Origin of the sequence: Levilactobacillus enshiensis (assembly GCF_007115095.1) — a bacterium.
Lineage (GTDB): Bacteria > Bacillota > Bacilli > Lactobacillales > Lactobacillaceae > Levilactobacillus > Levilactobacillus enshiensis.
Map to the genome: position 1 here is coordinate 92577 of NZ_SULH01000012.1, position 21762 is coordinate 114338.

At 49.4% G+C, this 21762-nt stretch carries 17 protein-coding genes; 6 read left to right on the top strand and 11 right to left on the bottom strand.

All coding sequences use genetic code 11. The features are described from left to right. Positions 1-21: 21 nt before the first annotated feature. The 4 genes from pcrA to FAY32_RS11890 all read right to left on the bottom strand — a co-directional run bounded on the left by pcrA (position 22) and on the right by FAY32_RS11890 (position 6013). The gene (gene pcrA / locus FAY32_RS11875) at positions 22-2250 is read right to left on the bottom strand and encodes a DNA helicase PcrA (protein WP_404820143.1); all 2229 of its coding nucleotides are present in this window, start codon (positions 2248-2250) and stop codon (positions 22-24) included. An 863-nt stretch (positions 2251-3113) separates the two neighbouring features. After that, positions 3114-4259: an ATP-grasp domain-containing protein gene (locus FAY32_RS11880; RefSeq protein WP_191988187.1), complete on the bottom strand. Its 1146-nt coding sequence runs from the start codon at positions 4257-4259 to the stop codon at positions 3114-3116. Between the two features lie 110 nt (positions 4260-4369). After that, on the bottom strand, positions 4370-4948 hold the full coding sequence (locus FAY32_RS11885; RefSeq protein WP_143463645.1) for a xanthine phosphoribosyltransferase: 579 nt from the start codon (positions 4946-4948) through the stop codon (positions 4370-4372). A 156-nt stretch (positions 4949-5104) separates the two neighbouring features. Continuing rightward, positions 5105-6013, bottom strand: a complete 909-nt coding sequence (locus tag FAY32_RS11890; RefSeq protein WP_143463646.1) for a 1,4-dihydroxy-2-naphthoate polyprenyltransferase — start codon at positions 6011-6013, stop codon at positions 5105-5107. A gap of 112 nt (positions 6014-6125) precedes the next feature. Here FAY32_RS11890 and FAY32_RS11895 point away from each other — a divergent pair, with 112 nt between their 5' ends. Then, positions 6126-7103, top strand: coding sequence for a polyprenyl synthetase family protein (locus FAY32_RS11895; protein ID WP_143463647.1), 978 nt, complete (start codon positions 6126-6128; stop codon positions 7101-7103). Positions 7104-7408: 305 nt separating this feature from the next. Here the strand turns inward: FAY32_RS11895 and cydC are convergent, their stop codons facing one another. The 4 genes from cydC to FAY32_RS11915 form a co-directional block, all read right to left on the bottom strand. Then, a complete protein-coding gene (gene cydC / locus FAY32_RS11900) occupies positions 7409-9145 on the bottom strand; it encodes a thiol reductant ABC exporter subunit CydC (protein ID WP_143463648.1) in 1737 nt (578 codons plus the stop codon). Then, a complete protein-coding gene (gene cydD / locus FAY32_RS11905; protein WP_143463649.1) occupies positions 9142-10875 on the bottom strand; it encodes a thiol reductant ABC exporter subunit CydD in 1734 nt (577 codons plus the stop codon). The genes cydC and cydD overlap by 4 nt, the downstream gene beginning before the upstream one ends. Before the next feature lie 419 nt (positions 10876-11294). Next, on the bottom strand, positions 11295-12305 hold the full coding sequence (cydB, locus tag FAY32_RS11910; RefSeq protein WP_143463650.1) for a cytochrome d ubiquinol oxidase subunit II: 1011 nt from the start codon (positions 12303-12305) through the stop codon (positions 11295-11297). Further along, positions 12298-13749 carry a cytochrome ubiquinol oxidase subunit I gene (locus FAY32_RS11915; RefSeq protein WP_143463651.1) on the bottom strand — a complete coding sequence of 484 codons (1452 nt, stop codon included), beginning with the start codon at positions 13747-13749 and terminating at the stop codon, positions 12298-12300. The genes cydB and FAY32_RS11915 overlap by 8 nt, the downstream gene beginning before the upstream one ends. A 620-nt stretch (positions 13750-14369) precedes the next feature. Between FAY32_RS11915 and FAY32_RS11920 the strand changes: the two genes are divergently transcribed. Continuing rightward, positions 14370-15317, top strand: a complete 948-nt coding sequence (locus FAY32_RS11920; RefSeq protein WP_143463652.1) for an NAD(P)-dependent oxidoreductase — start codon at positions 14370-14372, stop codon at positions 15315-15317. A gap of 224 nt (positions 15318-15541) precedes the next feature. Continuing rightward, a complete protein-coding gene (locus FAY32_RS11925) occupies positions 15542-16939 on the top strand; it encodes a tyrosine-protein phosphatase (RefSeq protein ID WP_143463653.1) in 1398 nt (465 codons plus the stop codon). A 110-nt stretch (positions 16940-17049) separates the two neighbouring features. Here FAY32_RS11925 and FAY32_RS11930 read toward each other — a convergent pair whose 3' ends face one another. Together FAY32_RS11930 and FAY32_RS11935 are read right to left on the bottom strand one after the other, a co-directional pair. Beyond that, positions 17050-18114, bottom strand: coding sequence for a DarT ssDNA thymidine ADP-ribosyltransferase family protein (locus FAY32_RS11930; protein WP_143463654.1), 1065 nt, complete (start codon positions 18112-18114; stop codon positions 17050-17052). Positions 18115-18116: 2 nt separating this feature from the next. Continuing rightward, on the bottom strand, positions 18117-19052 hold the full coding sequence (locus tag FAY32_RS11935) for a macro domain-containing protein (protein ID WP_143463655.1): 936 nt from the start codon (positions 19050-19052) through the stop codon (positions 18117-18119). Between the two features lie 424 nt (positions 19053-19476). Here FAY32_RS11935 and FAY32_RS11940 point away from each other — a divergent pair, with 424 nt between their 5' ends. The 3 genes from FAY32_RS11940 to FAY32_RS11950 are packed head-to-tail and all read left to right on the top strand — an operon-like array spanning position 19477 to position 20985. Continuing rightward, the gene (locus FAY32_RS11940) at positions 19477-19944 is read left to right on the top strand and encodes a KTSC domain-containing protein (RefSeq protein ID WP_158727588.1); all 468 of its coding nucleotides are present in this window, start codon (positions 19477-19479) and stop codon (positions 19942-19944) included. Positions 19945-19979: 35 nt separating this feature from the next. Further along, positions 19980-20450 carry a hypothetical protein gene (locus FAY32_RS11945; RefSeq protein ID WP_143463657.1) on the top strand — a complete coding sequence of 157 codons (471 nt, stop codon included), beginning with the start codon at positions 19980-19982 and terminating at the stop codon, positions 20448-20450. Between the two features lie 19 nt (positions 20451-20469). After that, positions 20470-20985, top strand: a complete 516-nt coding sequence (locus FAY32_RS11950; protein ID WP_143463658.1) for a KTSC domain-containing protein — start codon at positions 20470-20472, stop codon at positions 20983-20985. 426 nt (positions 20986-21411) lie between these two features. Here FAY32_RS11950 and FAY32_RS14675 read toward each other — a convergent pair. Further along, on the bottom strand, positions 21412-21762 hold a 351-nt coding region (locus tag FAY32_RS14675; RefSeq protein WP_158727589.1), incomplete at its 5' end, for an IS66 family transposase.

The window sequence follows — 21762 nt, forward strand, 5'->3', positions numbered from 1 at the left end:
CTTCCTCCCACGTTAACTTTTTTATTCAACACGTTTAATTGGTGCAAAGGCAGCCAAGAGCCGCTTAACTCCTTGTTCTGGAAAGGCAATGTCCAGTTCGGCATCTTCACCGGTCCCGTTGACCTTAACCACGGTGCCGACGCCCCATTTTTTGTGACTGGCCTTATCGCCAACGTTCCAACTCAGCTTTTCGGCGCCAGTACCAGTTGGTTCGCTGACCCGACCCGTCTTTCCGTGATAAGGATTGGCCACGGCACTAGCTGTCCGCCGGGCAAATGGCACATCGCGGCGACTTGGCGTTAATCCTGACTTAGTTTCACTGTAGTCTAAGTGCAACAACTCGGGATCGATTTCCGTAACGAACCGCGATTGCGGATTGGCCTGTCGCCGACCGTACAGCATCCGCGAGTAGGCATTGGTCAGGTACAGCTTGGTCTGTGCTCGTGTAATCCCAACGTAAGCTAACCGGCGTTCTTCTTCGAGCTCATCGTCTTCCAGCATAGCTCGCGACAACGGGAAGATTCCTTCTTCCAAGCCCATCAAGAAGATAACCGGAAATTCCAACCCCTTGGCAGCGTGCAAAGTCATCAAGGTAACTTCAGCGGGCTCTTCCTCAACATCATCTTGTGCAGAAACTAAGGCCAAGTCGGCCAGAAATTCGACCAAGCGATTGTCTTGATCCTCATCATGATCGGTGTTGTCCCAATCGCTATCAAACTTTTGCGTCACGGATAAGAATTCCTCAATGTTTTCGATTCGGGTTTCGGCTTCAAGGTTCTTGGACGCCTTCAAGGCTGCCATGTAGCCAGTCTTATCCAACAACTCACTGGTAATATCCGAAACACTCATCGTTGCTGCCTTATCCTGCACAGCTTTCAGCGTCATCCCAAATTTTTCCATAGCGTTCCGAATCCGAGCCCCCAGGTTGGTGGCCAGCGCAATGTTCTGCGTGGCTTCCAGCTCAGTCCAACCGTTAAAGTCGGCGAAGTCCCGTAATTTTTCAATACTGGTGGCCCCGATACCGCGCTTAGGTTCATTGATGATTCGCTCCAGGCTCATCGAATCGGCTGGGTTGGCGATCAACGTCAAGTAAGCCAAGACATCGCGAATTTCTTTACGGTCGTAGAACTTGTGGCCCCCGACCATGGTGTAAGGAATGTTGGCCTTGACCAGGGTTTCTTCAATCACCCGTGATTGGGCGTTAGTCCGGTAAAGGATGGCAAAATCACCATAACCGTGATGATTCTTTTGGTTCTCTTCTTGAATCTTAGCGACCACGTAATGGGCTTCATCGTTTTCGTTTTGGCCCCGGTAATAGGAAATCTTTTCGCCATCAGGATTTTCCGTCCAGAGGTCCTTTTTCTTTCGGTTGACGTTCTTTTGAATCACATCGTTAGCGGCCTTCAAGATGGTCTTGGTCGACCGGTAGTTCTGTTCCAGTAACGTCACGTGCGCGTTCGGATAGTCGTGCTCAAAATTCAGGATATTTTCCATGTTGGCGCCCCGCCAGCCATAGATACTTTGGTCCCCATCCCCAACGACGCAGAGATTGCCATGCTTTTTAGCCAACAAGTTAACCAAGGTGTACTGGGCATCGTTGGTATCTTGATACTCGTCGACGTGAATATACTGGAACTTTTCTTGGTAATACCCCAGCACGTCTTGATCCTGATTGAACAGCTTGATGGTCAACATGATCAGATCATCGAAGTCCATTGCTTGGTTGGCCAACAATTCCCGTTGGTAGCTGTCGTAGACGTCGGCAACCGTTGTTTCAAAGGGATTGCCAGCAGCTTCTTTCATCATCGCTGGTGTCTGCAAGGCATTCTTCGCGTTTGAAATTGCGCCCAAAACGGACCGGGGATCGAACTTCTTCACGTCTAGGTTCTGCTGTTGCAAGACCCGTTTGACCAGCGTCCGTTGCTCACCGGGATCGGCAATGGTGAAGGCCCGATTATACCCTAGTTTATCCGCATCGCGCCGCAAAATACGGACACATAACGCATGGAACGTGGAGACCCAGACATCATTGCCATCTGGTCCTAGCAATTTAATGACCCGCTCGCGCATTTCCTTAGCGGCCTTGTTCGTAAATGTAATGGCCAAAATCCGCCATGGCATCACGTTATTATGTTCGATCAAGTAGGCGACCCGGTGCGTTAACACCCGGGTCTTCCCACTACCAGCACCTGCTAGCACCAGCAGTGGTCCCTCGGTCTGAAGGACGGCCTCCGTTTGTTTATCGTTCATGCCAGTTAACAATTCTTCTCCTGCCACCCTGAACACAATCCTCTCTGTAATTAGTCTTGAATAGTATACCAAAAAAACATACGTTCTGCTGAGACTCCAGCCGATATTTTAAAATTTTACGTGGTGTTCGCCCGCGGGATTCATCACCCGCGCGGCCGCTGTCAATCGGCCACCTATTCCTGTTAAGTTGACCAACTGAATTAATCGTCAATGTCTTTTGTTTACGCATTAAGCTTAACTAAAAGATTAAAAGTTCCAAAGTACCGGCTATGCCTGTTTTAGCAACAACGGCAATAAAACAGGGAAGTATCGTGGTTACATCGCCTTACTAGCCGGCAACCATGGGTTTACATAGCGTTCTCAGACAACAATGAGAATCACTATAATCGTCGTACTCAATTGCCACCCAAAATGTTAGATAACCGCGCCTTACAGCTGTTGTTATGATAAAACACAGTCAGCGCCGGAGGAGGCCAGGGATGGAGCCAGCCGTGAAAGTGGTGTTAGCCGGCGATTCTTTTCCCGCCGGCTTACAGCACGGGCGACTTTGAAGCCACGTGGTTTTCGTGGCTTCAAAGCGAGCGAGAAGACTGGTGTTCTGCCAGTCTGAAGCGTCCCCACAGCAGGCGGAATCCCTGGCAGCCGTAGTGCGCCCAATTTAGCCGAATTGAATAGCACGAATACGTCTCAATACTGGATCAAGACCTGAATTTTATCTTTCAACCTTTTAAGCTTAACAAATACCAGCCTGAAATACGATAAACATTCTGATATTCCAGCCACCCAAGACCACATAAAGAGCGCCGTAGAAAGACTCTCACTTGAGAATTCTACGGCGCTCAGTGTTTCGGACTTAACCTAATTTATTCTGCGCTATCTGATTTTTCCGACCAGATACCGGTGTCGTCGAGCTGATCCAAGATTGGCTTCACTGACGGCCCTTGAACGGCGATGTGGCCCATCGTCTCATTGTCTTGCTGGTGACGCAGATGGTAGAAGTTAAAGTGCCAGTTGGCCTTTAACTGCCATTGTGTCCGCATGGCACTCAGCTGTCCCGCAGTAAATGAGGCCGTCACCGCTGGCGTCAAGATTTGTGGTTCAGCCAATGGTAACCCTGCGATGGCCCGCAAATGCTCAGAGAACTCATCGATCGTTGCGGCGGCCGCGAAGACATACCCCGTTTCGCTAGGTGCCGGGACGATCTTCTTCACGTAAATGGCACCACTGCTGGTTAGGTAGAATGAGACCTCGAACACACCCACGTAGCTGACGTTCTTAGCGACTTCGCTGGCTACCCGATGGATTTCACCGGCAACCGCATCATCGACCTGTGCAGGCACCCACGTGCGGATAGGCCGGTCGTCGACGGACTGGACCTCCGTAATGGGAAACGCCTGTTGATTGCCCTCTTGGTCGCGAGCCACAAGAATGGAGTATTCGCGATCATAAGCGACTTGCGACTCAAGGATGTACGTGCCCCAGTCGAGTAGGCCAGCAGCCTTCGCGATATCCGTTTGGGTCTTGATGACCAACTCACGACCATGCGACCATTCCTTTTGGATTGGCTTTAGCACACACGGATAGCCAATAGAATTGACGGACTGGTACACGTCATCGAGGTTAATGATGGTGGCATAAGGCGCGATGTTCACGTTGAGTTGTTCGAAGAAAGCCCGCTCCAACAGCCGGTCTTGCATCATTTCCAACATGTCGCTCCCCTGCGGAATCCGGGTAAACTGCGCCAAGAATTTGATTACATCCGTGCTGACCCGATCCGAGTCGTACACGATAGCCGCACAGCTCTCGGCAAAGTGCTGCAACTTATCGCGGTCCTTCGCTGAACCAACTGCCTTGAAATCGGCCAATTGTAGCGCTTCGCTCGTTTCATCCACGCCGTACGCACCAACGCGCAGCCCCATCTTGCGGGCCGTTGTCACTAACATTGCGGCGTTGGCACTACTGCCAACCACCCCAATCGTATCTCCAGGATATAAGACCGTGTTCGCCAATTTTACTCCCTACTTTCTCGCTTAAAGTTTAATAATCTTTCCGTTAAACACTGCAATGGTTTACTACTTTCATTTTAAAGTCTTGCCAATAATTAAACAAGTCTAGCATTTTATTTATCAGCGGCGAAAATAACCTGACCATCTTCAAACGAAGCGATGCTGGCCAGTGCCTCCAACTGAATACCAGCGTCTTCGACCAATTGATGGCCCTTTTGGAAGCGTTTCTCGATGACGACCCCCACACCAGCAACCTTGATATTAGCGGTAGCGGCAATGTCCAAGAGGCCTTGCACGGCTTGTCCGTTGGCTAAGAAATCATCGATGATCAACACTTTTTCTGCTGGCTTCAAAAAGCGGCGGTCGATGGAAATGTCGTTATTGACCTGCTTGGTATAGGAATAAACCTTCGCCGTGTATAAGTTATCGGTCAACGTCAGGCTCTTGTGCTTCCGGGCAAAAATCACGGGCACGCCCATGTGTAACCCCGCCATGACGGCTGGCGCAATTCCGGATGACTCCACGGTCAGAATCTTAGTGATGCCAGTATCCTTGAAACGACGCGCAAATTCAGCGCCCAATTCGTCCATCAATTGGGGATCAACCTGGTGGTTCAAAAAGTTATCGACTTTAAGGACATTGCCGGGCAGCACAGTCCCGTCGCGACGAATCCGATCCTCTAATAGTTTCATTGCAAATGAACCTCCATCTTTGTTTTACCTGCGCCATGGTGGCATTCCCTGACCAGAGACCCGTCAAGTCATGACCGCTGCTCACAGGTGTTTCTTTTTATTGTACCTGACTGAACCTTAAAAGCACAACGGGAAGCCGTCGACATTTACGAATGCTTAACCCCACCACAATCCGAGAACCTCAGCGACCACCGTACTTAGCGCGAGAATGCCGAGACTGCGGACGGCGAGGATGAAGGTTTCTTTTTTGACTTGAACGCGAAATAATCCTTGCACATTGCGGTAAATCAGTGGGATACTCAGCAGGGCCAGTAACGACCAGCGCGGCAAGTCCCCGATGGCAACACTGACGATCAATGACAGGTAGCCGAGCACGTAGAAACTGGCAAACAACCAGAGGGAGCCCCGTTTGCCTAAATAGTAGACGATGGTCTTCCGGTTCAAATCCAGATCTTCTTTGGCGTCACAGATGTTATTCGCCAGTAGCAAGGCGGCAATCGCCGCAATTGCGATCCCGGAAGCGAGCAACACCCGGGCCAATAACGTGCCGGTAAACTGCGCCGTTTGATAGAGATTTAGGTAGACGGTGATAAGCATGATCATGTAGCCCATGGTAAACCCTGCGAAAAATTCGCCAGTTGGCGTGCCGGACAATGGTTTGGGACCGCCGGCGTAAAGATAGCCGACTAAGAAACAGAATATCCCCATCAGCAGTAGCGGCCACCCCGTCACCCAGACTAAATACAAGCCGATGATGCCGGCCACGACCGCCATACTAGCCATCAAGGCAAAGATGCGGTGCACGGCCAGATGGTTAACGCCAATGATATTGGTATTTTTCTTCCACGCCGCGGCCTGATTACCAGCCTTCGTGTAGTCCTGATAGTTGTCGTTGATGTCAACGGCCATGTTAAATAGGAGCATCGCCACGAAGAATAAGCTGGTCACTCCCCAGTTGAGGTGTTGAAAGTTAGCCTGAACGAAAATCAAGCCGAGTAAAAACGGCCAGACAGATGCAATTTTTGCCTTAATTTCTACTAATTCGAGAAAGATTTGAACAGTCATGAGCGTCCCCTTTAAAATAATTTCTAAACCGATGATAACCTTTATTTGACAACGTTTCCATATATCGGTAACATAAAATTTATCGTATACGGATAGACTAGTGAGGTGCAAAATGGATCGACAACTTTGGCGGCAATTTCCCCAGGTAGAACCGCAATTAAATGCGTTGCAAAAATACTTAATGGCAGCGGTTCAGCTGGATAACCAGCCCATCCACAATAAAATATTAGCGCTCTTAAACTCCGGCGGCAAGCTTCTACGCCCCGGATATTTTTACTTATTTAGTGAATTTGGCGATCAAGCCACCTCGGAACAGTTGCAAGCGGGCGCGGCGGCCTTAGAGATTCTCCACGTGGGGACGCTGATCCATGACGACGTGATCGACGAATCAGCCACACGACGCGGCGTGCGAACGATTCAGATGAAGTATGGCCAGCGCAACGCCATTTATGCCGGTGACTTCATGTTCACGGTCTACTTCAATCAGGTGTTAAAGTCTACGGCTGACCGTGATCTCGTTCAAAATCACGTCAATTCCATGCACCAGATTCTCTGGGGCGAACTCCACCAGATGGACCTCAACTACCGGGAAAATACGACGCTAGACGAGTACCTCGCAGAAATTTCGGGTAAAACCGCCGAACTATTTGCCCTCAGCTGTTACCAGGGAGCCATGGTCGCCGGCGCACCACAGGCCGTCACCCGCTTAACCAGGGAAATTGGACTCGCGATTGGCCGGGCCTACCAGATGCTCGACGACATCTTAGACTACGCCGGTGACCCACAGAAGACGAAGAAGCCGATCCTAGAAGACTTGCGGTCCGGCGTCTATTCCCTTCCCCTGCTTCTCGCGATTCCTAAGGCCCCGCACGAATTTCACCGGCTCTTGAAGAAGCAACATGATATGACGGCCACAGATATTCAGGCTGTCCAAGCGTTGGTGACCCAGTACGATGGTGTCGGTGCCGCGCGGAAGCTCGCAACGGCATGGACGGATAAGGCCTTGAGCAGCATCGCGCAATTACCGGCGGGCACCACGCGAAATGACTTGACGAAATTAACTACGATGCTGCTGCGCCGTGATCACTAAGTTAATCGCTTAGCGGGTACCACGATTGGCGAATGGCTTGCTTGTCATCCCGTGTAACCACGACGATAAGCGTTGACAGTTGCCACCGCAGTAATGAGAGTGGGACATCAAGGCGGTTAGTTTGCGAGCATTAACGTGAGAACAGGGATTAAGCGCAACAAACTGACTGGTGGCGCACGTTTCGACACGATAATGGCAAAAATAAAGTATCCTAGATACAACCTAAAAAAATGTTTTCCCAGAATTTGAAAATTCTGAGAAAACATTTTTTGTTTATACCATTATGGTGCCATCTACTCTAACCTCTACCGACCACGGTCCAAGTCATACAACGACCGGAACCGCGCGTTATCACGGTACAACTCATCTGGTGTTCCCTGCATGTCGAAGTGACCACCTTCAATGAAGCGGACCTGATCGACATGGTTAATGCCCGCCAAATGGTGGGTGACCCAGATGATGGTCTTGTCATGGAGCACGCTAAAGACGGTATCCAGTAAATGCTGTTCCGTAATTGGGTCCAAGCTGACCGTGGGTTCGTCCAAGATAATAATTGGGGCATCCTGTAACAGGATCCGGGCCAGTGACAACCGTTGCCGTTCCCCACCAGAGAAGCGGCTCCCGGCCTCTTGAACCTCCGTGTTGTACCCTTCCGGCAAGCTCGCAATCAGGTCGTCCAATTCAACGGCCTTGATGGCGGCCCGCACCTCGTCATCCGTGGCCTTTAAATTACCCAGACGGACGTTGTTCATGACCGTCGTGTTGAAGAGGTACGGCTGCTGATCGAGCACTCCAAAGAGCTGGGCGCGTTGATCCTGTAACCGTGCGATGGGCTCGCCATTTAACGTGACGCTCCCACTGGATGGCCGTTCATCACCGAGCATTAATTTCAGCAAGGTACTCTTTCCCGTTCCACTGGGACCCAGCAACGCCAGCTTCTCGCCGGGATGCAGGGTCAACGACAAGTCATCGATGACCTGCCGCTGCGCCCCAGCATACGTAAAATGCACGTGGTCGAGCTTCAGTTCTTCCAGCGCACCAATTTCCGTTTGAGCGACCTTGACCGGCTCATTCTCGTCCAGCGCGTTGACCCGTTGAATGGAATTGCGGTAGACGGGCCATTCGCTGACCCCCTGACTCATTTCAGAAAAGGGTTCGACCGTTGGAAAGAGTGCCAGGCCAAAGGCAGCGACCCAGTTGGCTTCGGCTTGATTGTGGGTGAACATGACACCGGCCCACCAGACCAGGAAAATCACCGCTGCCCCAAAGACGACCTGAATGGCAAAGTTGCGCCACCACTGGAAATGGTGGTCAGCCCGCCGGAGCGAGGCAATCTCGTCAATGGGGGCGTCCTGTTGGGCGAGAAAATCATGGCGGCGACCAGAAATCAGCCAGTCACCCAAACCCAATACGGCGTCCGTCAGCTGCGTATAGAACTGACGTTGCACCTGCCGCGCCTGGAATTCTCGCCGCCCGTTAATGGCCACGGATAGTAGCGGCATCAAAATGACGATGACGCCCAGCAACAACAGCATTAACAGCCCAAATGGCCAGCTAAAGTAGCCGATGCCGATGACCACGAACAGGTACAGCAACCAGCCGATGACCAGTGGGAAGACCGTTCGTAAGTACAAATTTTCAATATGGTCGATGTCCTCGGCTAAAATGCTCAGGACATCCCCCGTTTGGTGCGTCTGCCGAATCGCAACGGCCTGCTTCTCAACGGCTTGATAGAGTCGCTTACGGAAGTCGGAGACGATTCGGAGCACCCAGTTGTGGCTAGTCAGTCGCTCCGCATAGCGAAATGCTGGCCGGCCAATCCCGAAGGCCCGGGCCAAAACGATGGGCACATAAATCATCAAAATGTTATAGGGGTGCGTCGCCGCTCGACTGATCAGGTAGCCGGAGTTAAACATCAGCGCCGCCCCACAGAAATACGTCATAAATCCTAAGAAGAGAACCAACGCCAGCAATTTCCGGTAACGCCGGAGGTAGGGCATGACCCAGTGATCATGTTTAAATGTCGCAAAGAACCCTTTCATTTGACCGTCGCTCCTTCCATTTCTGACCGTAACCGGACGTACGCCCCGTCACGCTGCTGTAACTCAGCCGGTGTCCCCTGTTCCACGATCTTTCCGTGATCCATGACCAGAATATAGTCCATCTCGTTCATCCAGTGGAGCCGGTGGGTCGCGAAGAAGACCAGGTGGTGGTCAAAGACGGGTAACATGGTCTGCTTCAACTCAACTTCGGTCTCGATGTCCAAATGCGCGGTCGGCTCGTCGAAGAGCAAGATACGGCGGGAATCATCCAAAAAGGCCCGCGCCAACGCAATCCGTTGCGCTTGCCCGCCACTGACGCCCCGTGCGCCCTCACCAATGGACGTGTTCAGACCATCGGGTAAGGTAGCGATCCAGTCGGTCAAGCCGGCCTTCGCCGCCGCAGCGTTGACCGCGTCATCATCGGCATCCGGCGAATAGAACGCCAGATTATCTCGGAGGCTGGCGTGAAACAGATACGGCGCCTGGGGAATGTAAACGAAGCTACGTTGCCAAGCCTTTTGATCCAGGTGAGGCACCTGCGTTCCCCGAACGTTGATCTCACCAGTTTGTGGGCTCAAGAAGCCCCCCAAGGTGTTGATCAACGTTGACTTGCCGGATCCGGACGCCCCAATGATGCCGACCTTCTGAAAGCCGTGAACGTCAAAGCTGATGTCCTGAAGCGTGGTGTCGTCGGCGCTGTAGCCCACGTTCACGTGATCAAATTTGAGGGCATCGTCGGCTTGCCAAACGGGATCACGGTCGGGCAGCAATTCCCGGTCACTGGGCGTGTCGCGTTGTAAGACATCCAACACGGCGGTCAACGCGTTTTTCCCGTTCAGGGTGGCGTGGTAGTCGTTGGCGAAGTTGCGGATGGGCGCAAAGTAGTCCGGCGCCAGCGTCAAGATGACCAAGGCTGGCAAGAGTTGAATCGTGCTGTTCATCAATCCAAAGCCCAAGAAGACGGCAATGATGGCGATGGACAATGTTGTAAAGAAATCGAGGGCAAAGGTGGAGGTCATGGCAATCGTCAGGGTCGCCATGGTCTTCTTACGGTAGTCCTCGCTGACGTGATAAACGTTGTCGGCATAGGTCTCGTTTAGCCCCAACTGTTTCAAGGTCGGCAATCCCCGCAAAGTGTCCACAAAGTGATTGGACAGCCGCTGATAACCGGCGTACTGCTTGTCGGCCTTGGCTTGGGCGGCTAACCCCAAGATAATCATGAAGAAGATGATCAGTGGGTAGATGGCGAGCAGAAACAGCGCCTCTTTCCACTGGATCATGGCAATATAAATCAGGATCAGCCACGGTGTGATCGACAGGTCAAGAACCTTACCGATGATCATCATCAGGTAGGTCTGAATCTTGTCGATGCCTTCCAGGCCCATGGTGACCACGTTGCCAGTCCCCTTCTCTGCCACGACACTGGGGCCGAGGTCGAAGAGTTTAGCCATGAATTGCTTCCGCAGCGTCTTGGTCGTTTTTTCGACGAACGGATACAGGAGCCAATCCTTTAAGATGGTTAACAAATGGCGGCCCAAAAAGGCAACCGCAAAGACGGCCAACGGGGCCACAATGGTCCCAATCGGCTGTTGTTTCCACAAGTGGACGATGGCCACGGACAGGTACTGAGCTTGTAAAATAATCATAATGGCTTGAATCACTGTCAGTACCGCCATGATGGCCGCCGCCGGTTTCACCCCGGGAAACTTAAATACACGTTGATCAATCAAATCCAAACGCCCCCTAAAGATTAGGTACACTTGATGCTAAATGGTCGCCCGCTTGGTCAAACGGCGTGCTAAAGCAGCACCGCCCTAGTTTGGTAGCACACCTGCCGCATACCTTGATGTACCATCAAACCAACTTCCCAAGTCCGTGAGTTCTCACCCCCAGCACGACCATGTTAACCGCGACCGTCACCCAGTCACAGCTGAAACGACTAACCCTATGTAACCGCAATACATACAGTAATGATACTGCTTTCACAGCCGTATTTCGAGTAATCGACCCCGGTGCATTGCGGTAACGAAACAGGCGCCATGGTTACCATCCCCGGTCGACCCGGTACGGCTTCCATGGCGTCTGCCAATTTAATCAGGAAAAAATTCAACTCATAGCTTGTGCGTCCATCACCCACTGTGGGAAATGGCTAAGCGTCTTGCTTAGGTGAAGCCAAGCGCTTGTAGAAGACCCAGTAACTCCAGATGAAGTAGATCAGAACGATTGGCAAGATGCTAAACGTTAAGATCGTCATCAAATGCAGCGTGTACGGGGAGTTCGACGAGTTCTTGATCAGCAAGGAGTAAGCTGGGTTGTTGGCGATCATGACCCGTGGGAACAGGCCATTGAAGATCAGCACAACGACGCTGACCAGCCCTAACCCACTGCCGATAAAGGAGAGCCATTCGTGGTTGCCCAGAACCCCCCAGTAAGCTAAGCAAGTCACGATGACTAATGCGACCACGATAGCCGTGGTGCTCAGTGGCTTCTTGTCGAAGAAGTCGGTGGAGAAGTAGAGTAAGACTGCGAATAAGACTTCGCCAGCAAATAGAACGGGATAGAGAATCTTGTTCCAAGCCAAGGCCCGGTCACGGAGGCTACCTTCCGTCTTTAAGCGGATGAAGTTTAACCCGTGGACCAAGCACAGCACCGTCACGGCGACCCCACCGACTAAGGAGAACAGGTTGACGTAGTCCGTAAAGTGGGCGGTCATGTCCCCGTTCTTATCGATAGGCATCCCGGCAATCATTGAAGTGAACAGCATCCCAAACAGGAAGGCGGCACAGAAGCTCCCAATGGTTGCGGCCCATTCCCAGAAGTTCCGCCAAGTATCCGTTTGCATATTTGCCCGGAACTCGAAGGAAACACCCCGGAAAATCAGGGCAGCTAGGATCAGGAACAGGATCAGGTAGTACCCGGAGAATAAGGTAGCATACCACATTGGGAATGAGGCGAACATCGCCCCACCAGCTGTGATCAGCCAAACTTCGTTACCATCCCAGTGTGGCCCAATCGTGCGGATAACGACGTCACGTTCAGCCGTATTTTTCGCAAAACTCTTCACGAGCATCCCCACACCGAAGTCGAAACCATCGAGGAAGAAGAACCCGCTAAACAGCACACCGATTAAGATAAACCAGACAAATTGCAGACTAGTCATGGTTGAACGCCCCCTTTGAGTAAGGATCGAGGTCAGTGTCGCCGGATGCGTACCCGTCAGTCAATTCGTCGTCTGGACCAGATTTCAAAACCCGGTGGCAGAGGACAATCATTACGACGCCCATGCCAGCAAACATTAAGAAGTAAACAATGTTGGTCGTCAGTAACGAGGCCACGGAAACATTTGGTGAAACCGCGTCGGCAATCGTTAACAGCCCATAAACGATCCATGGGTAACGACCGAATTCAGTGATGAACCAACCAGCGGTGTTGACGATAAATGGTAGCCACAGGCACAGTCCCAAGATGTACAGGAACCAGCGTTGCTTCATGATGGCTTGCGACTTCTTACGGTTGAAGATCAACCCCACGATGGCGAGTAAGGCAAACAGTGCCCCCGCACCAGACATGATCCGGAAGCTCCAGAACAACGTCTTGGTTGGGACGTAGTAGTTCATGTCACTCCCGAACTTCTTATCGTACTTCGCATGCATCTCTTTGTTGATGGTGTTCATACCTTTAATCGTCCCGGTGGTCTTGTGATAACTCAACAAGTTCAGCACGTAAGGCACGTCAACCGACCAAGTCGTCTTGTGTTGCTTGGTGTCAAACCCCGCAATTGCGGACCATTCCCCTTTGTTTGTGGAATCCTTGTAAAGACCTTCCATGGCGGAGAACTTCATTGGTTGGTTGTTGATTAAGTAACGGCTTTGCATGTCCCCACTGGCAATGGAGCCCAGAGAGAAGATGAGACCGATGACCAGGGCCACGTTCAATGACTTACGGTAGAACGTGACGTGATCCTTCTTGAGTAACCGCCAAGCACAGCAACCGGCGATGACAAAGGAAGCGGTAACAAAAGCACCGAAAATAACGTGCGGAAATTCATTCCACAGCTGCGGGTTCCCCACCACTTTACCGAAACTGACCATTTGGACATGACCAGTCTTGGCGTTGATGATGTAACCCAAAGGATTTTGCATGAAACTGTTAGCAGCCAGAATCCACAGTGCGGAAAGTGAAGACCCGAACATAACTAACCAAATAAATAGCGTGTGGACCCACTTATTGAAGCGGTCCCAGGTAAACATCCACATGCCGATGAATGTAGATTCCAAGAAGAAGGCGGCCAAAGCTTCAATGGCTAGTGGTGCACCGAAGATATCTCCCATGAACCGAGAGTATTCGGACCAGTTCATCCCGAATTGGAATTCTTGAATGATACCGGTAACCACACCAACGGCGAAGCTATACAGGAACATTTTGCCCCAGAACTGCGCCATTTTCTTGTAATCTTTATCACCCTTGATGGCGTACATGGTTTCCATGACGGCCACCACGAAGGCTAACCCGATTGAAAATGGAACGAAGAAGAAGTGAAAGACAGTCGTCATTCCAAATTGAAATCTGGCTAGGCCTAGGATATCCAGACCAAGATTTAACATTTTTCTAACCTCCCCAAACGTTATGTGTGTAAATAAATAATTGCTGTCTTGTGTCCATTATATCGAGTGATAAGTCAAGTTTCAATGGTTGGGCGCTAATATCGTCAAAGTTGATGGATTATATCAGAAATTTCTACTGGGATTGTTGGTTGACTATCGTAACAGATTCTAAAATGTGTGTTAATCGTTGAAAACGTTTTCGACTTGTGGTCAAAGAAATATGCCCGTAATTGAGCAAACTCGTGCTAAAATAAAGCTAACACGATTGGTCGGAAAAAGTGGTGGTGGTATCCGACTGAATTTAATCAGCGCAGATGGCGGTCTGATCAGCCCTAAGTGACGCTGATTACCAAGAGCTGAGCTGGCTATTAGCAATGATTCAAGCTGTAGGTAATCCGCGGCTTGGCTAATTGTTGGTGTCATTAGTCGACTGCTCGTGTGAATTGCTGCGCACCAATGTGGTTGATTGTCCATTTGAACGGACAGTTAACAAACCAGCCAATGAATTTTTGCCACGCCCCGTGCGGTCGACCGACTACACTGCAGGCAAGGTCAGATGCCACCCCACCCTTTTTCCACAAATCGTCACTGAACTTTAATTGCTCGAGGAGGTTTTTACGATGACAGAACGAATTTTAACGTTTCAGGCATTGAATCCGGACCAAACGAAACAGATTGAAGCTTTAGGCGCCGAAGTGGTCCCGTTTGAAAAGTTGGCTGAAGCCAGTGGCATTACCGCCATCTTTGGCTGGAGTCGCAAACACGGACTGAACGTGCTGCAGGATCCGCATAACGATGTGAAATGGATTCAAACGGTGAGTGCCGGGGTGGACTATCTGCCACTGGACTACATCAAAAATCACCACATCATGCTGAGTAATGCAGTCGGCGTGTACTCCCCGGCAATTGCGGAATCCACGATTGGCTACCTGCTGTACTTCTTGCGAGGCTTCAATGAAGCAGTAAAGAATCAGGCCGGCCACTTCTGGCAGCCACCAGAGCGCAACGATTTAGTGCTGCTGGCGAGTCAAAAGGTCGTCATCTACGGGACCGGGAGTATCGGCCAATCCATTGCGGAACTGTTGAATGGCTTTGGCAATTACCCGTACGGCGTGAACCGCTCGGGCCGTTCGGTGGCCGGATTTGCGGGCACGGTGGCCCAGAAAGATGACGCTGCCTTGATCAAAGACACTGACGTCATCATTAACGCGATGCCATCGACGCCAGAAACGGACCACTACTTCAACGAGGCCTACTTCAGCCAATTAAATGGCGTGCGGGTCTTCGTCAACGTTGGCCGGGGCACTTCGGTCGACGAACAAGCGTTGATCGACGGCTTGCTCCACCAGAATGTGCTGAACGCTGCCCTCGATGTGTTCAATACGGAGCCGCTCCCCAAGGACTCGAAGTTGTGGGACCTGCCAAACGTACTGGTCACACCGCACCAGACTGGCTTTGCGATGGAGAATACAGCACCGATCTTTGGCTTCCTAGCGGATAACTTAAAGAGTCTGCAGGAGACTGGGGAATTGAAGGTTAATGTGGTGGACCCGGGCCGTGGATATTAATTAAAAGTCAAAAGATAGTGTTAGAAATTCGATTCTGAATTCTCTAACACTATCTTTATTTACAACCAAGCCAGCATACTTATTTTCAATCAATACTATTTGATTGTCATTATCCATCATTTATCGGCTTTACAAAATCTGTACACAAAATCTACACCCCCACTACATTCTCCTGTTACGCTAATTTAGGTATTAAGAAAGTGTCCAAAATTAGGAGGAGAAAAATGCATCGATCAACTATTGTTAAATCACTGAGCCTCGCCGGTGTCGCCTTATCCCTTATGGGTGTTGGTGTTCCTAGCGCAGCCGCAGCGACAACTTCACAAACGCCAGTCATCGCAACTAGCACGACGGGGACGCAAGCAACGACGACTGGTAAGACTGACAAGCAGTTAGCCCCCCTCACGGTTCAGCCCCGTCTCTCAACCGACGAGATGGCAGAACAGGTTGCCCTTTATGGCGATGTGAACGACACTCTGATCAAATTGTCCGGTACCAAAAACACACGGGATATTGGTGGCTATAAAACTGCTGACGGCAAATGGCAAATCAAACACAACCGTCTTCTTCGTTCTGACAACTTGAACAAACTAACCAATACAGACAAGACCATTTTAAGTAAAGACCATCACGTCACGTCTGTTGTTGATTTCCGAACTAACGGTCAAATTAACAAAGCTCCTGACCAACTAATTCCAGGCGCTAAAAATACTGATATTTCAATTCTTGGCGAATACGCTTTTACTGACGGTACTGCCTTAAACTCAGATAAATTCTCTGGCGATGGTGGTTTCTACGTTCAACAACTCGAATTCGGTTTTCCCGCAGTTAACGGCTACAACCAATTCCTAAACATGCTGTTGGCCAATAACCAAGCCACCCTTTTCCACTGTTCTTCGGGTAAGGACCGGACTGGAATTGCAACCGTCCTGGTAATGTCCATCTTCGGTATGGATCGTAAAACCATCATGAATGACTTCATGCAGTCTTACCAAACTGGCCGGACAGTAAAACCAGATTGGCTCAACGAGTACTTCAGAGAAATCATGTCCCGTTACGGTACTATGGACAAGTACATCACCAAAGTTCTTAAATTCTCTCCAGCACAACAAGCTGAACTGCGAACTAAGTACCTGGTCTCCACAGACGGTAAGAACACACCTTACACGGACCCTAACGCCGTTAAACCAACACCGGCGCCAACGCCAGCACCTTCAACTCCTTCAGTAGTTGCACCAGCACCTTCAACTAAGCCCCAACCAGAAAAGCCAGCGCAACCAACACCTGTCGTGCCAACTACTGAAACAACGACTCCTGCCAAACACAAGGCCAAAAAGGTTAAGGGTAAAATTACTTCAACCAAAAAGCTGAACACCAAGTACGTTTACCACCTGAAGAGCAACAAGAAGTGGTTCAAGGATGCCCATCTCCAAAAGCTTCTCGGTCACACGAGCAAGAAGCACAAGAACACCACTTGGAAATTGGTCAAGGTTGAACGGATCAAGATCAAGGGTAAGACGCACACCTACTACCAAGTTAAAGATCACGCAGGTCACAAAGCGTGGATTCTCAAGTCTTACGTGGTAAAGATCAAAACTAACAAGATGCACCACCAGGCATAAGCCCACCTCTCCCCTTTAGAGGTGACGACAAATAGAGAGCAGCTCGGCCATCCCAAGAAATGGTCGAATTGCTCTCTTTGCTTTTGATATCTTTATCAACACCACTTATATTAAAATGGCAACTCGTCGTCAATACTATTATATTGCCCTTTATAGGCAACATGATTATCCACCATAACCTCTAATGTATATATAGGCTCAGGCTTTCGGAGCCGAAATGACATTTGTTCTTTAAATAAAGCCTTATGACCATCCCGCGGCCAGTTAACCACTCGACCATCTGGTGTTATTGATTTTATCGTAACATTTAAATAACGATCTCTAGCATCTGGATTGACAGCATACTTTGGTTCATTTGCGTTCGTAACTCCCCAGTCAGATGGATACGGATTCTTCACACGATTCTGAATACTGAACTCTGTTGACGACATTGAAACATCCCTAACAAAGTTTCGATCCATATAAAAAGTAGATTCGTCCCCTAGCTGTATGTAATCATCAAATTGATAGTTTCCACAGTCATGTAGCAGCGTTAATAAGGTTGTCTTCTCCGCAGTTGAACGTACTAAAATCTGTCTTAGTAAATTTAAGTCAACTTTCTCTGGAATGACGATCTCTGCGTGCTTATGCCCTGTAACATCTCTTCTTTGCTCCGGAGAGAGGCCCATCATACTGGTATCATGATAAATATACCGAAATGGTAACTGGCTAAATTCTTCTGGTGAGCTCATCAGCTCCACATTTTCATTCCTAGCCAATGTACGGTCACTAAATCTAGTATCCGGTAAGTTCAACAACTCTGGCAAACTAAAGAGTAAGAACACAGGTACCGGACAATTCGCAGTCAATTTTCGCTGTTCGCGACTATAGGATGTTTGAAAGCCTTCATTATAGAATTGCGTAGGTGTCCGTGGCCTAAAATAGAATCTTACCATTTGTTCAACTAAATCCTTTGTTCCCGAAATAACTGAATCGCTAGCATTATCGTTGATCATGATATGATGACTCGCCGCATAGTCCCGGGAGACAAGAAAGCCACTATTTAGTATGCTCACTGCATTAAGTATATCCGTGAAATGAAATGCAAATCTCGGCCAATACCTACGTTTAGTGGGATTTAGACCAACATCAATTGTGTTAGATGTCAACTGCGTAATCACGTCTATATATCGCATGTTTACCCCTCCAGCAACGTTCGGAAATCTTCTTTATGACTCGCTTCATCTTTCTCACTGGCTAATCGTTTTTTAAGCGTCAAAGCGAAGATTTGATTATCTCCTAATGAAACTGGTATTAGCTCAATATATGCTAGTTTAACCATTAACTTTTTAAAAAAGCCATTATCATAATGGCTTAAGATTACTCGCGGGAAATCAACATCTAACATAATTCCTTGATCACGCAAACGTGTCCAGAAATCAGAAATATCTGACTGCGTAAGTGCATAACTACGCTTATCCGGCAAGCTTACCACCATAAAATCACTAGAAGTTTCATCGATTTCATCTTCATTATCAACAATTTCAACATGATGCTTATCCTCATAAAAGTCGCTTGCCCCTTGCGCCAACTTAAAGTCATGCTTGAACTCACCTAGGCTTAGAGACGTTGGTTCACTTTCAATCCATTGACGCATCTCTCTGACATTTTTATACTCTGGTTTTCTTTCCCATTTGGAATAAATATGCACGTAAACCTTAATCGGTAGCGGCTTCAGGTAACGCTCCATCAACGGCTTAACTTCCTTATCCCAATCCAAGCCACCATTTCCAGCGCCTAATTGTGGAAACGAGATCGATTCAATTCCCCGTTCACGATAAGTCGCGACGAACTTCTTCAAACCCGCTTCAATATATTCCAACTTAGACTTATTTCGCCAATTTTTTTTGGTGGGGAAATTCAATATCCATTTGCTAGGTGTCTTATAAATGTATAGTTTTCCAACAGTTAAGCTGCCATTTTCACAAAACTTTTGATACTGCATAAACATATCCGGATAGAGCTTTTTAAATTGAAGTGCAATTCCCTTACCCATGACACCCACAGTATTCACGGTATTCACCAGCACCTGGGCTGGGCTGTCAAATAAGTTTGAGTTTACATACAATAACATAAAAAATTGCCTCCCCCAGTTTCAAAAAAGTCTCAGATATCGCAATTAATTATACCACATTGCCTCTGTTCTCCCGCTACGCTACTACTCACCCCACACGATTTTCCTACCAGTTAGTAACCCGTCCCCGCGCAACTATCAGCAATCCATTCTATTTCTAGTTATCAATTATCTTTCATGTTAACGTATTCCTAAACCCTGCGGCTAGTTACTAGTGTCTTAGACTCAGAGTCTAGCGGACCGCGGTGTCTCCGGGGCCTTCTAGCTGGGACACTGCCACCACCTAACTGCCGCACAGTACAGACTAACGACTACTTTACCGCTAGCCCGCTAGCATGCCTCGCCAATCGCAAATGGCTGCCACCCAGCTCTCAGCCACGCTCGCCGCTGCCCGCCACTTTGATTCATGAGAGGAAGTCTTCCTATGAAAATTAGGAATCTGTCGAACAATGCAACGCGTCAGCACTTTCAACTCCATTACAACGAGCCAGCAGAATTACTTGAGGTGCGCATCATCACCGGTGAAATCTACGTCTACCGCGATGTCAGTCGATCCACCTATCAGCATTTCAGCACTGCGGCCGATCCCGTCGCCTACTATCGGGACAGCATCGTTCATCACGGCCACATTCAGATTCGCTTCAATCGGTTTCAGCTCAGTGACGTTGGCCGGAATACCGCGAAACTATTGCCGCTTAACTGTCACCTGATCATCTCGATTGCCTATGACAACAACCAGCGGCTCCTGCTGGTTAACCTGTTGGAGAAGACCCAGTTGCTCTACCCTAACGTGCCCCGTGAAATTGTGGAGATGTTGCTGCACGCGCCGGATCAGGATAGATTTTACCTGGAAATGATTGTGCTGCACTACCCTTGCTGTGCAGTTCGATGACCGCCATGGAAGCCTTACCGGGAGAAACGCCACTCATGACCCGCACATTAGAACTCGAAGAACAAACACTGATGGACGGTCGCTACCGGCTGCACTACGCATCGGGCGCACAACTGCTGGAGGTTCAGACCGCCAACGGGCAAATCGTGGTCTTTCGCCGCATCAGTCACAAGTTTTACCGCGACTTTGTGACCTGCCACCAGCCGGATATGTATTACGAAACGAAGCTGCTGAAACGTCACCACATCAACCTCAATACCGTCAGCCTGACGACTAGTGAGGTGGGCGCGACCAGTGCCAAACAAATCAGGCTCCCCTGCGGCGTCCAGGTCACGGCGATGACCTATGATGGCCAGCTTAGCGTGCTGCAATTGACGATGGCCAATCACCAACACCAGGTTTATGGCGATGTCTCCTTTGATGAGGCGCTGGGTATTACCCTGACGCGCCAGGTGGACGACTACTACCATCACCATTTCGACGACCGCAAGCCGTTGGTGTTCTGAGAGAAAGGAGACCATTGACATGGAAATAGCGGAAACGTACGATGCCCATCGTCACTACTTGTTGCACTATCAGCCACGCGCGGAATTGTTGGAGGTGAAGGTCAACACGCAGCCAATCATCGTCTATCAGGACGTGTCGCCGACGACGTACCACGAGTTCGTCAAGAGCCGCCACGCGAATAACTATTACAGTCGGATCATCCAACACCACACGTCACTGACACTGACCTTTGAGCATGAACCGGCAGCTAAAAGTCTGACGACGGGCCGACCACAACGCCTGTGGGGAAAGATCGTCTACAGCATGACTTACGATGCGCACGCCAAATTACTGCAACTGACGCTACACCATATCCCCCGCACGAAGAACCCGGATCTCAATAAGCGCGCGTTCATTCTGTACATCTACGCCAATACGGAAAGTTCCCTGGCAGATGGGCTGTTGCTGGCTCCGGATCCGGATGAGTTCTATACGCAGATGATTGCGCCTAGGCCGGCGATGCAGGTTGAGGTGGTGCATTGGATGGAGAATTAGTGGGATATTGATTACTGTGGATTGAGGGGATGGAGTTATTGATTACTAGGTACTTTTAGTGAATACGAAGTAAGCACCTAATAACTGACCGCGTTGAAATATAGATCAAAAGGAAGATTGTGCCCTCGATTTTTGAGACGCCATCTTCTGCGAGTAGTTTGACCATCCCTCTAATATAGTCGAACTACTCGCTTTTTCTTTCCCAATTTACCATTTCTATAAGCAATAAGTCTTAAGATGGACTGGCCCTTGCTGAACTTCAAGGTAATTTTGGGGCTACGTGTAAATGGCGGTCGTAAAATGTAGGAAAATGGCAATTGGAAATTGTCGGTTTTCCTACATTTTTTTGATATCATAAATCACATTGGAACCATGGAAAGAAGATGGCGTCCTCGGTTTTTGAGGACGCCATCTTCTTTCCATGCCTTAAGCGGCTACTGTATTTAGCTGAGCGTTACCTGAAGAATTATGCGCAAAATTCCATGGTAAATAAGCTTCCAGCTCTGATTTCTTTGCGAATGCTGGCAGTTGTGACATGTTTTCTAAAAGATAACGAATATATTCTTGTGGATTGTTGCCACTTGCTTTGGCCGACGCAATTAGAGTCATCCAAATAGCTGTAGCTTCCGCTCCAGCTTGACTCGTACTGAACAACCGGTTCTTTCGGCCGATGACTAGGCTCTTGATATTACGCTCGGCAGCGTTATTACTGAAATCAAACTCGCCATGATCAAGGATTCTGTTCAATGCTGCTCGTTGGTTCTGAGCATAGATGAT

Bases quoted from the DNA above. Each gene is read 5' to 3' on its own strand.
- FAY32_RS11940 (WP_158727588.1), top strand. From the start codon at position 19,477: ATGAAAATTAGGAATCTGTCGAACAATGCAACGCGTCAGCACTTTCAA.
- FAY32_RS11945 (WP_143463657.1), top strand. From the start codon at position 19,980: ATGACCCGCACATTAGAACTCGAAGAACAAACACTGATGGACGGTCGC.
- pcrA (WP_404820143.1), bottom strand. From the start codon at position 2,250: ATGAACGATAAACAAACGGAGGCCGTCCTTCAGACCGAGGGACCACTG.
- FAY32_RS11920 (WP_143463652.1), top strand. From the start codon at position 14,370: ATGACAGAACGAATTTTAACGTTTCAGGCATTGAATCCGGACCAAACG.
- FAY32_RS11890 (WP_143463646.1), bottom strand. From the start codon at position 6,013: ATGACTGTTCAAATCTTTCTCGAATTAGTAGAAATTAAGGCAAAAATT.
- FAY32_RS11930 (WP_143463654.1), bottom strand. From the start codon at position 18,114: ATGCGATATATAGACGTGATTACGCAGTTGACATCTAACACAATTGAT.
- FAY32_RS11950 (WP_143463658.1), top strand. From the start codon at position 20,470: ATGGAAATAGCGGAAACGTACGATGCCCATCGTCACTACTTGTTGCAC.
- FAY32_RS11885 (WP_143463645.1), bottom strand. From the start codon at position 4,948: ATGAAACTATTAGAGGATCGGATTCGTCGCGACGGGACTGTGCTGCCC.
- FAY32_RS11895 (WP_143463647.1), top strand. From the start codon at position 6,126: ATGGATCGACAACTTTGGCGGCAATTTCCCCAGGTAGAACCGCAATTA.
- FAY32_RS11915 (WP_143463651.1), bottom strand. From the start codon at position 13,749: ATGTTAAATCTTGGTCTGGATATCCTAGGCCTAGCCAGATTTCAATTT.
- cydC (WP_143463648.1), bottom strand. From the start codon at position 9,145: ATGAAAGGGTTCTTTGCGACATTTAAACATGATCACTGGGTCATGCCC.
- FAY32_RS11925 (WP_143463653.1), top strand. From the start codon at position 15,542: ATGCATCGATCAACTATTGTTAAATCACTGAGCCTCGCCGGTGTCGCC.
- FAY32_RS11935 (WP_143463655.1), bottom strand. From the start codon at position 19,052: ATGTTATTGTATGTAAACTCAAACTTATTTGACAGCCCAGCCCAGGTG.
- cydB (WP_143463650.1), bottom strand. From the start codon at position 12,305: ATGACTAGTCTGCAATTTGTCTGGTTTATCTTAATCGGTGTGCTGTTT.